Annotated in this window: 9 protein-coding genes, 1 tRNA gene and 2 pseudogenes; 7 read left to right on the top strand and 5 right to left on the bottom strand. The window is 72.1% G+C overall.

What is annotated here, in order from left to right:
- Positions 1–535: hypothetical protein (locus tag M3N57_06270; GenBank protein MDP9022297.1), on the bottom strand; the 535-nt coding region annotated here is incomplete at its 3' end.
- 391 nt (positions 536–926) lie between these two features.
- Between M3N57_06270 and M3N57_06275 the strand changes: the two genes are divergently transcribed.
- Positions 927–1,121: a hypothetical protein gene (locus tag M3N57_06275; GenBank protein ID MDP9022298.1), complete on the top strand. Its 195-nt coding sequence runs from the start codon at positions 927–929 to the stop codon at positions 1,119–1,121.
- Between the two features lie 69 nt (positions 1,122–1,190).
- Positions 1,191–2,198 (top strand): DUF2236 domain-containing protein, encoded by a 1,008-nt coding sequence (locus M3N57_06280; GenBank protein MDP9022299.1) that lies wholly within the window; start codon positions 1,191–1,193, stop codon positions 2,196–2,198.
- A gap of 14 nt (positions 2,199–2,212) precedes the next feature.
- On the opposite strand, the gene M3N57_06285 is transcribed toward M3N57_06280, so the two are convergent.
- Entirely contained in the window at positions 2,213–3,871 is a 1,659-nt protein-coding gene (locus M3N57_06285; protein ID MDP9022300.1) for a phospholipid carrier-dependent glycosyltransferase, read from the bottom strand.
- A 70-nt stretch (positions 3,872–3,941) separates the two neighbouring features.
- On the opposite strand from M3N57_06285, the gene rsmI reads away from it, so the two are divergent.
- Positions 3,942–4,766 carry a 16S rRNA (cytidine(1402)-2'-O)-methyltransferase gene (gene rsmI, locus M3N57_06290; GenBank protein MDP9022301.1) on the top strand — a complete coding sequence of 275 codons (825 nt, stop codon included), beginning with the start codon at positions 3,942–3,944 and terminating at the stop codon, positions 4,764–4,766.
- Positions 4,767–4,936: 170 nt separating this feature from the next.
- Here the strand turns inward: rsmI and M3N57_06295 are convergent.
- Together M3N57_06295 and metG are read right to left on the bottom strand one after the other, a co-directional pair.
- Positions 4,937–5,068, bottom strand: a pseudogene (locus tag M3N57_06295) (AbrB/MazE/SpoVT family DNA-binding domain-containing protein).
- An 89-nt stretch (positions 5,069–5,157) separates the two neighbouring features.
- Positions 5,158–6,861, bottom strand: coding sequence for a methionine--tRNA ligase (gene metG, locus M3N57_06300; GenBank protein ID MDP9022302.1), 1,704 nt, complete (start codon positions 6,859–6,861; stop codon positions 5,158–5,160).
- Between the two features lie 176 nt (positions 6,862–7,037).
- Between metG and M3N57_06305 the strand changes: the two genes are divergently transcribed.
- From M3N57_06305 to M3N57_06320, 4 genes are all read left to right on the top strand, one after another.
- Positions 7,038–7,802, top strand: coding sequence for a TatD family hydrolase (locus M3N57_06305; protein MDP9022303.1), 765 nt, complete (start codon positions 7,038–7,040; stop codon positions 7,800–7,802).
- 58 nt (positions 7,803–7,860) lie between these two features.
- On the top strand, positions 7,861–8,730 hold the full coding sequence (rsmA, locus tag M3N57_06310) for a 16S rRNA (adenine(1518)-N(6)/adenine(1519)-N(6))-dimethyltransferase RsmA (protein MDP9022304.1): 870 nt from the start codon (positions 7,861–7,863) through the stop codon (positions 8,728–8,730).
- Positions 8,727–9,719: a 4-(cytidine 5'-diphospho)-2-C-methyl-D-erythritol kinase gene (locus tag M3N57_06315; GenBank protein MDP9022305.1), complete on the top strand. Its 993-nt coding sequence runs from the start codon at positions 8,727–8,729 to the stop codon at positions 9,717–9,719. The genes rsmA and M3N57_06315 overlap by 4 nt, the downstream gene beginning before the upstream one ends.
- A 123-nt stretch (positions 9,720–9,842) precedes the next feature.
- Positions 9,843–9,914 (top strand) — tRNA-Gln (locus tag M3N57_06320).
- 100 nt (positions 9,915–10,014) lie between these two features.
- On the opposite strand, the pseudogene M3N57_06325 reads toward M3N57_06320, so the two are convergent.
- Positions 10,015–10,188 (bottom strand): annotated as a pseudogene (locus tag M3N57_06325) (tyrosine-type recombinase/integrase).
- Positions 10,189–10,865 lie beyond the last annotated feature (677 nt).

The following is a 10,865-nucleotide window of genomic DNA, read 5'->3' on the forward strand; positions in this document are numbered from 1 at the left end:
CGGCACCTTCTACCTGTACTGCCTGTTCTGGCTCGCGGCGTGGACGGTCGCGGCGCTCCTTCTGCTCGGCCTCGACCCCGTCGTCGTCACGTCCGGTTCGATGGCCCCGCGCATCGGCGTCGGCGACCTCGTGCTGGTCGAGCCGGATCCGTCGGACCTCGACGACGGACAGGTCCTCACGTTCCGCGACCCGATGCGACCGGAGCGACGGGTCACCCACCGGATCGTCGAGGTCCTCGACGGGCCGGCCTACCGCACCCGCGGGGACGCCAACCCCACGGCCGATCCCGTTCCCGTCCCCCGTGATCACGTCGAAGGTGTCGGGCGACTCCTCGTGCCGTTCGTGGGGCTCCCGGTCGCCTGGGTCAACACCGGGCGGATCACCGAGCTGGCGCTGCTGGTGGCGTTGACGGTGGCAGCCCTGTCCGGGGCCGGGCTCACAGCCGCGGGTCCCGCGAGTCACCCAACGCCCCGGCGACCGCATCGCGGCCTCGGTCGGCCCGCCGCGTCCCCCGCGCTGTGGACCAGCCGTCACGCACCGCCACCGCCGGCGATCGCGGTGGCGGGGGGCGTGGCCCTCGCCCTCGTGGGACCGGCCGCCGTGGTCGACGTAACCGGCCCGGTGGGAACGGTCTGGCACGCACGGCAGCCGGTCACCGCAGTCCCCCACAGCGTGACCGACCCGCCGACGGCCGGACGGGCGGCGGCGCTGGCGGTGGTGGTCGCCGTGGTGCTCGCGGCGTTCTCGTGGCAGGTCGTCGTCGGTGCGTTCGTCGGCGCGACCGCCAACGCCGACAACGGCTTCCAGGCCACGACCGTCACCCCACCCACGAACGTCTCGGCGACCGCGCAGTGCACGCTGCTCGAACCGAGCGTGACGGTGTCCTGGGTCGCGTCGACGTCCCACGGCGGCAGACGGGTACGTCGTGCTCCGCGGGACGACCCCCGGCGGGCCCTACACGGAGGTCGGCCGGGTCAGCGGTGCAGCGGTGACCACCTACACCGACACGACGGTGGCGACGAACACGACCTACCTCTACGTCGTGCGGACGACCGCCGGCGGGTGGATCTCGGCCAACAGCAACGAAGCGTCGGTCACGACACCGTTGTCGTGCCCGTGACCGCCACTCGGGGTCGACGGCGGTGTCGCGCCGCTCGCGCGGTCCGCGGATGTCGTGCACCATCGTCGTGTGCCGCTCATCCCTCGTGTGCTGTCGCCGCTCCACATGGTCCGTTCGCTCGCGCCGGGCGGCGTGCCGCTGCTCGGCCACGCGGTCCGTGTGGGGCTGCACCGGATCTTCGGTGGTCCGACGTTCGACCCCGCCACCGCCCCGGGCGACCCCGGCCTGTTCGGGCCCGGATCGGCGTCGTGGCGGGTCATCGCCGATCCGGCTGCGATCGTCGGTGGGCTGCGCGCGCTCCTGTTTCAGCTCCTGCACCCGCTGGCGATGGCGGGGGTCGCCGACCACTCCCGGTTCCGCGAGGATCCACTCGGGCGGCTGCAGCGCACGTCGGCGTACGTGACCGTGACCACGTTCGGGTCCACCGGTGAGGTGCTGCAGGCCGCTCGGGCGGTGCGCCGGGTGCACCGCACTGTCACCGGCACGGCGCCCGACGGGCGCCCCTACCGTGCCGACGACACGCACCTGCTCGGCTGGGTCGCGGTCACGCTGACGTCGAGCTTCCTCGCCACCGACCGGGTCTACGCCCCGCACCCGGTCGATCGATCCACAGCCGACGCGTTCGTGGCGGAGCAGGCGCGAGCAGCGTCGCTGCTCGATCCCCGCGTCGACCTCGACGCGATCTCGGCTCGGCCGGACGCGTTGCGACGTGGCGAGATCCGGCTTCCCATGGTCGACGACGGCACGCTGCCGACGTCGATCGGTGCGCTGCACGACCGGCTCGACGCCTACCGTCCGGAGCTGGCCGTCACCGACCAGAGCCGTGAGGCGCTGCGGTTCCTGTTGTGGCCGGCGTTCGACCCGCCCGTCAAGGCGGCGTACCTCACGGTGCTCGCCGGCGCCCTGGCGACGGTCACACCCGCCGAGCGGCGTCTGCTGGGAGTGCCGACGGGACGTCTCCCCGCAGCGGCCGCGATCGCTCACACCCGCGCCACGCTCACGGCGCTGCGCTTGGCGGTCGGGTCCTCCCCGGCGGTGCGGGCGGCCAGGGCGCGCGCCACGGCCGACGCCGCCTGAACCCGGTCAGCCGGTCAGACCCACGCGTCGAACCACCACCGCTGGCGGACGGCGGCCTCGGGTAGCTCGACACCGGCCAGCACCGGGTAGAAGTAGACGAACAGGCCGACCGCCACGAGTCCCACCAGCGCCCCGACCACGGCTCCTGGCGTGACCGACGTGCGGGGCAGCGTCACCGTCCGGCGGGTGGCGACCCGCTCGACCGTCTCGTCGAGCCACACCACGCCGTAGGCCACGGCCAACGCCAAGAACGGCACGATCGGGGTCATGTAGAAGAAGAACAGCGGTCGGCTGAACGGCACGCCGGGCAGGCTCACCACCAGCCACGGCAGGAACTGCGCGCCCCAGAACGCCACCACGAACCACGCCCGCCCGTCGCGGCGAGCGGCGCCGGCGGCCAGCGGCACCAACGCGCCCAGCGCCACCCACCACAACCCTGGGTTGCCCAGCGCGATGATCTCCCCGGCGTTGCCCGGCGCGACCCGGCACGGGTCGGGTTCGACCAGTTCACCCTCGTCGGTGCGGGTGGCGACCCCGGCGGCGCGCTGCCGGTCGCAGTTCTCCCAGTAGTAGACCATCGGTCGGCCGATGACCGGCCAGGTGTAGGCCGGCGCCCGGTAGGGGTGTTCGGCATCCAGGTCGGTGTGGAAGTTGGCGATCGCCAGCTGGTAGCGCCACAGCCCGGCGAGGCGCCCAGGGATCGAGACCTGGCACGGTCGCTCGCCCCGACAGACGTCCCTGCCCTCGGTGGTGTGCTCGTAGTTGATCAGCCACGGCACGTACGACGCGACGTACACCCCCGCCGGGACGAGCACGAACGCCACCGCGAGCGACGCGATCAGGCGCCCCAGCATCGCCGTCGGCTGTCCGGTGAGCCGCCGCCGCCACGCCAGCTCCCATCCCGCGGTGACCAGCACGCCGGCGGCCAGAGCCAGCAGGGCCGACCACTTCGTCGCCACCGCCAGGCCGAACGCGGCTCCGGCCGCGACCCGGAACGCGTGGCCGCGGCGCGGCACGTGCGCGACATCGGAGGGCGGCTGCTGGGCGGCCGTCTGGCCGCCGGTGGTGGACCGGTCTGAGGCGACGGTCGTCGCCCACCCCGCCGCGACCGTGCGGTCGTCAGCTGGCGGCTCGTCCACGCTCCCGCCAGCGGGCACGGCGCGATCGCCCACGGTCCGCATGGCTCGACCGTCGCGGCGGCGTGCGAGGCCGCTGCGGTCGCGATCCACCAGGAGCAGCCACGCGCCGAGCGCGACGAACATCGCGAGGAAGATGTCGAGCATCGACGTGCGCGACTGCACGAACAGCAGCCCGTCGACGGCCGCGAGCAGGCCCGCCAGCGCCGCAGCGCCCCGCCACCGCAGTAGTCGCAAGCCGATCAGGTACGTCAACAGCACCAGCAACGTGCCCGCGACCGCCGTCGAGATCCGCCAGCCGAACGGTTCGTCGCCGGCGACCGCGATCCCCGCCGCGATCAGCCACTTGCCGACCGGCGGGTGCACCGCGAAGCCGTGCTCCACACCCTGGTCGAGGTAGGAGCGGGCGTCTTCGACGTAGTAGGTCTCGTCGAAGATGATCCGGTCCGGGTGGCCCAGCAGGACAACGCGGGCGGTCCCCGCCGCCAGGACCAGCAGGAGGGGGACCACGACGGCGACGATGCGGCTGCGGTGCACGGCGGGGGAGCGTACCGGTGGCTACCGTCGGGGCGTGGGATCCCCGCGGGCGGCGCCAGGCGGCCGGCTGATGGTGGTCGCGACCCCCATCGGCAACCTCGGCGACCTCTCCTCGCGGGCCGCCGACGTCCTGCGCGGGGCCGACCTGGTCGCCGCGGAGGACACCCGTCGCACAGGCAGGTTGTTGGCGCACATCGGTGCGGACGTCGCACAGCTGTCCTACCACGACCACAACGAGGAACAGCGCCTCCCGCAGCTGGTCGACCGCATCCGCGCCGGGGCGACCGTCGCGCTGGTGACCGACGCCGGCACCCCGGCCGTCTCCGACCCGGGCTACCGGCTGGTGCGCGCCTGCATCGACGCGGGACTCGCCGTCGAGGCGGTGCCCGGGCCGTCGGCGCTGCTGCACGCCCTCGTGGTGTCGGGGCTATCCACCGACCGGTTCACGTTCGAGGGTTTCTTGCCACGGCGACGCGGGGCGCGTGCCGACCGGCTGGCGGAACTGGCCGACGAGCCCAGGACGATGGTGCTGTACCTGTCACCGCACCGGGCAGCTGCCGACCTCGCTGACCTCGCCGCGGCTGTCGGCGACGACCGGCCTGGGGCCCTGTGCCGCGAGCTCACGAAGCTCCACGAGGAGGTGGTCCGCGCCCCGCTGGCGGAACTGCTGGAGCTGGCCCGGGTGGGGGTGCGCGGCGAGGCCACGCTGGTCGTTGGCGGGGCGCCGGCCGAGCCGGTCGTTGCGCGCAGCGCCGACGAACTCGCGAAGGACGTGGCACGCCGAGTGGCCGCGGGGGTGTCGAAGAAGGCCGCGATCGCCGAGGTCGCCGCCGAAGCCCGCGTGCCGAAGCGGGAGGTCTACCAGGCGGTGGTCGACGCGGGAGGCTCCGCGTGATCGCGAGCGGCGTCGGAGGCGCCCTCCGGCGCCGGGCCAGGTCGGGGTCCGGGCGCGGGCTCGTCGAGGACCCCGACCGCCGCGATGCAGGCTCGGCACACGTTCTTCCCGCGGAACGGTCGCAGCCCTTGCTCCGAGCCGCAGAACACGCACTGGTCGGTCGGCTTGGACAGGATCACCTGCTCACCGTCGACGTGGACCTCCATGGCGTCACCCTCACGGATGTTCAGCGAGCGCCGGATCCCGGCGGGGATGACGACCCGGCCGAGATCATCGACCTTGCGGCGGATGCCGGTCTTCATGCGTGCGGCTCCGTCGGTCTCGGCGCGTCGGCCACGTTCGGTGAGCGGCGGCCGAGGGTACGGCCACGGCGACCGCCGCGTCCAGGTCGTCAGCCCGCGGCGGCGTCGGCCTCCTCATCCACGTCCACCTCGACGACGTCGACCTTGCGGTACAGCGGACCCCGCGGCGACAGCGGTGTTCCTGGGTGCAGCGCCACCCGCCGCCATCCGCCGTCCTCGATCGTTCCGGACTGGCCCAGCATCGTGTGCAGCGCCGTGGAGCTGAACGGTAGGTAGGGGTACAGAGCCACCTTCAAGCCGTTGATGGCGTTGAGCGCGACGAACAGCGTTGTGGCCGTGCGTTGTCGATCGGTCTTGGCGGTACGCCACGGCTCCTTGCGGTTGAGGTAGGCGTTGGTCTCCTGCGCGGCGTGCATCGCGGCCCGCAACCCCGCCCGTAGCTCGACCCGCTCCAGGAGGGTGGCCTGCTGTTCGAGGGTGGCCTCGATGTGGTCGAGGAGCGCGGAATCGTCGTCGTCGAGGTCGCCCGGCTGCGGGACCTCATCGCCGAAGTTCCGCGACGTCATGGTCAGCACCCGGTGGACGAGGTTCCCCCAGGCGGCGACGAGCTCGTCGTTGATGCGACGCACGATCTCGTCGTCGGTCAGGTCGGTGTCCTGCTGTTCGGGCAGGTTGCTGGCCAAGGCGTAGCGCAGGGCGTCGGGTTCGAACTGATCCAGGTACGCCAGCGCCGACCGACCCACCCCGCGGCTCTTGGAGGCCTTCGCGCCCCGGAACGTGACGTACTGGTTGGCGGGCACGTCGGTGGGCAGGTTCAAGCCGCCGCAGCCGATCAGCATGGCAGGCCAGACGACCGTGTGGAACGGGATGTTGTCCTTCCCGATGAAGTAGTAGGACGCCGCGTCGGGGTCCTGCCAGAAGTCCTTCCAGGCGTCGGGTTCGCCGCGCTCGTGCGCCCACTCCCGCGACGCGGACAGGTACCCGATCACCGCCTCGAACCAGACGTAGATCCGCTTGTCGCCGTCGAGGTCGGTGCCCGGCGGCAGGGGAACGCCCCAGGTCAGGTCGCGGGTGATGGCGCGGTCGCGGAGGCCGTCGCGGACGAACTGGATCGACCAGTTCAGGACGTGGGCACGCCACCCCTCCCGGGTCTCGAGCCACTCCAGCAGGGGCTGCTCGAGTTGCGACAGCTGCAGGAAGTAGTGCTCGCTGTCCCGGGTGACCGGGGTGGCACCCGTCAGCCTGCTGCGTGGCTCGACCAGATCCTGCGGGTCGAGGGTCCGGCCGCACTGGTCGCACTGGTCGCCACGAGCGGAGGAGTAGCCGCAGTGGGGACACGTGCCTTCCACGTAGCGGTCGGGGAGGAAGCGCTTGGCCTGCGGATCGAAGAACTGCTCACTGGTGCCACGGGTGATGTAGCCGTTGTCGCCCAGGATGTTGAAGACCTCGTGCACCACCGCGCGGTGGTTGTCGGTCATGGTCGTTGTGAACATGTCGAACGAGATCCCCAGCCGGTCCCACTGCTCGAGGAACTTGGGGTGGTAGCGGTTGACGATCTCGACCGGGTCGACGCCCTCCTGGTCGGCCTTCACCGTGATCGGGGTCCCGTGGGCGTCACTGCCGGACACCATCAGCACCCGGTTGCCGGCGACACGGTGGTAGCGGGCGAAGACGTCGGCGGGGAGGTAGGCGCCGGCGATGTGTCCCAGGTGCTGCAGCCCGTTGGCGTAGGGCCAGGCGACCGCGACGAGGATGGGCCGCGGGGCGCGGCGGGGCGCGGTGGTGGTGCTCACACCGGCGAGCCTACCGGGGGTGTCTGTTCGGTCACTGAGTGCTCGACCACCGCTAACGCGTCCAACGCCTGCTCCCCGGCCTCGTGGGCACGGCGGTCTGGCCGCCGCCCTTGCTACGGTCGCGTCTCACGACATCGGGCTCTCCAAGATGGCGGCCCGCGGACGGGACCCTCACCGTGCCGGAGTACGTCGACACCCACTGCCATCTCGATCACCACGAACAGCTGCGGTCCGCTGAGCAGGTGGAGCGCGCCCGCGCCCAAGGCGTCACAGCGCTCGTCACGGTCGGGACCGACCTGGCGTCGTCGACCGAGGCGGTGCAGACCGCCGCTCGCCACGACGAGGTCTGGGCGACCGTTGGCGTGCATCCCAACGACACCATGGAAGCCACCCCTCGCGTCATGGAGTGCATCCAGCGGCTGGCCACCCAGCCGCGTGTGGTGGGGATCGGCGAATCCGGTCTCGACTACTACCGCGACTGGGCCTCTCCCGAACGCCAGCAGTGGGCGTTCCGGCGCCACATCGACCTGGCGAAAGCGGTCGACAAGACACTCGTGATCCACTGCCGCGAGGCGTGGGACGACACCCTGGGCATCCTGGAGGAGGAGGGGCCGCCCGAGCGGGTCGTGCTGCACTGCTTCTCCGGTGGCGCCGACCTCGCCGAGCGCTGCGCCGCAGACGGGTACTTCCTGTCGTTCGCGGGGAACGTCACCTTCACCAACGCGCCTGCCCTGCGGGAAGCCGCCGCGGCCACGCCGCTGGATCGGTTGCTGACCGAGACCGATAGCCCCTTCCTCACACCCGACCCGCACCGCGGACAGCCCAACGAACCGGCGATGGTCCCGTTGGTGGCGGCGTGCCTGGCGCGGGTGCACGGCCGTGACCTGGAGGAGGTGGCGGCAGCCACGGTGACCAACGCGCGCCGCGCGTTCGCGCTGTGAGGGCCGTCTCGCAGGCCCCGGTTGCTGGGCGCGGCGGCGCCCGCTCTACCCTCGAGGGGTGGCCACAGGGCGTGAGGCGCCGCTGCTGACGCCGGCGGACATCCGCCGGTTGCTGGACGAGCACGGGCTGGCGCCCCGGAAGACCGCCGGCCAGAACTTCGTCGTCGACCCCAACACCGTCCGCAAGGTCGTCCGCGACGCCGGAGTCACCGCCGGCGACGTCGTCGTGGAGGTCGGGGCCGGTCTCGGGTCGTTGACGTTGGCGCTGTCCGAAGTCGCGCGCCGGATCGTCGCGGTGGAGATCGACGCCGGCCTGGTGTCCGCGCTCCGCGACGTGGTCGGCGACCGCGACCACATCGACATCGTCCACGCCGATGCGCTCCGGGTCGACCTCGACGCTGTGGTGGGCGGGGAGCCCGCCCGCCTGGTCGCGAACCTGCCGTACAACGTCGCGACGCCCGTGGTGTTCCACGCGCTCGACGGCCAGGCGATCACCGACCTGTTCGTGATGGTCCAACGCGAGGTCGGAGAACGGTGGGCTGCCCAGGTCGGGGATCGCCTGTACGGGGCGGTCAGCGTGAAGCTGCAGCTGGTGGCGGACGTCGACGTGGTCGCACGCGTCCCGCCGACCGTCTTCTACCCGGTCCCCAAGGTCGACAGCGTCACGGTCCGCATCGTCCGCCGCCACCCGATGCCCGACCCGGCCGAGCACCGTGTGGTCGTGTCGGTGGTCGAGGCGGCGTTCGCCCAGAGGCGCAAGACGCTACGGAACGCGCTACGGGCGCGGACCCGGACGGCAGCTGTGGAGGAGGCCCTCGAGGCGGCCGGCATCGACCCGGGCGCGCGAGCCGAGGAACTCGACCCCGCCGCGTTCCGCCGCCTCGCAACTCACCTCGCCGATCACCTCCCAGCCGGGAGCGGATCGTGAGCGAACGTCCGCTGCCGGCGCCGACCGTGCGGGTGCGGGTCCCCGCCAAGGTCAACCTGTTCCTCGCCGTACGCGGGCGCCGGCCCGACGGGATGCACGACATCGTCTCGGTCATGCACACCATCGGGATCCACGACGAGGTCTCGGTGCGGTTCGAAGGCCCGCGGGTGGCGTGCTACCACCCGGCGGCCCGGCGGCTGCTGGATGTCACGATCGAGCACGACGCCGGGATCGACGTGCCGCGGGACGCCTCGAACCTCGCCGTCCGGGCGGCGAGGGCGCTCGCCGACGCCCTGGTGCGCCGCGGGCCGGCGACCGAAGACCACGACCGGGTCCGTCCTGAGCCAGGCGCCCCGGTCACGCGGATCGCGCTCGCCAAACGCATCCCGGTGGGGGCCGGGATGGCAGGCGGTTCGGCCGACGCCGCCGCCACGTTGGTGGCGCTGAACGAGCTGTGGGATGCCCAGCTCAGCCGCGAAGAGATGCGAAGCGTCGCAGCGGACGTCGGCGCCGACGTTCCCTTCTGCGTCGGGGGAGGGACCGCGTTGGCGACCGGGACCGGGACCGCAACCGCCCAGGTCCTGTGCCGCAGCACGTTCCACTGGGTCGTTGGGATGAGCGACCAGCCGATGTCCACCGCCGAGGTCTACCGGATGTGGGACCGGGTGGCGGTCCCGAGCGAGGTCGAACCGGACGCCGTCCTTCAGGCGCTCCGCGCCAAGGACGCCGAGGCGTTGGGTGCAGCGCTGCACAACGACCTGGAGCAGGCAGCGTTCCGTCTCCGCCCGCAGCTCCGCGACGCCAAGGAGTCGCTGTTGGACGCCGGGGCGTTCGGCGCGGTCATGAGCGGTTCGGGACCCACCGTGCTAGGTGTCGCCGGGGACCCCCAACACGCGCGGCGTCTCGCTGCGGCGGTCGCGCAACGCTTCGACCGCGTGGAGGTCGCCCGCTCACCCGCGGGCGGACCCGAGATCGTCAGCGGTCGCTGACCGATCGCTCGTCGGGCGCGCACCGCGGCACAACGCTACGGCACTGGCCGTCCGCGTCGGTGGGTGCGTGGAACGAGCGCCCGGTAGCCTCACCGGTGGGCCGGTGCGACCGGCCCGTGTCCTTGGGAGGTGGTGTAACTGGCAACACGCCGTCCTTTGGAGTCGGTGTTCAGGGTTCGATCCCCTGCCTCCCAGCTACGTAGATCAGCCCGTAGCCCCCTCTGACCCCTCGAATTGCAACCGCCGCCGTTGCTCGTGACCACGCCATGACCACGAGGGGCGGGGCGGCACGCGGTCACGATCGGTCTCCGAGGATCGCCGTCGCAGCCTGCTCGGTGGCCTCGGCATCCGCTCGATCGAGGACGTGGGCGTAGGTCTCTAGCGTGATCGAGACGTTCGCATGGCCGAGCCGCTCGGACACGATCTTGACCGGGACGCCGTTTGTGAGGGCGATTGTGGGGTGGCTGTGGTGGCTCGGCGTCTGGTAAGGACAGCTTACTCCCTGACCGGTTCCTTTGTCGCCGGACACATCGGCAGTGTCGTGTTGCCGTGCCCGGACAAGTCCAGCCGCTCGGATGAGCGCCGCAACTTCGTCGGGAGTAGTTGTGGGTGCGGACCCGTCAGTAAGCGGACGGCCAGAAAGAGCCGTTGTCAACCCCACTCGAACGACGGCTGGGACCGGGCATTCTGCTACGGACGGTGGTACTGCACCGTCGGCGATATGCCGTCAGAGGTGGGTCGTAGAGGGCGAAATGCGGGCCAGCGCCATTATGTACCTGCGTAAACCCGCAGTGCCGCCGTCTCGCGCCCGACCATGCGCTGCGCACCCTGCCCGCCGGGCGAGCCGTGGTGATCTACGGGGTCCATGGCACCGCTCCGGGTCACGCTGCGGCCCTGGAACGCCGACCCGACCCTGGCCGACCGCGCCCGGCGCGACGGCGACCCGGTACCCCCGCCAGTGTCCCCAGCTGGGCCGCCCCCATCCCCCCCAACGCCATCCCCGCCGACGCCTTCATCGACGCGAACGCGCCCGGCGCACTGGCATCATCCACCGGCGACGGCGAGTAAGTCCCAGGAGCCCAGATCGCTCGCGATGGCCAGCCAGCGTCCCGTGCCCGCACGGGCGTCGCCGCCTCCGCGGGAGCA

This window comes from Actinomycetota bacterium, from assembly GCA_030776725.1.
Lineage (GTDB): Bacteria > Actinomycetota > Nitriliruptoria > Nitriliruptorales > JAHWKO01 > JAHWKW01.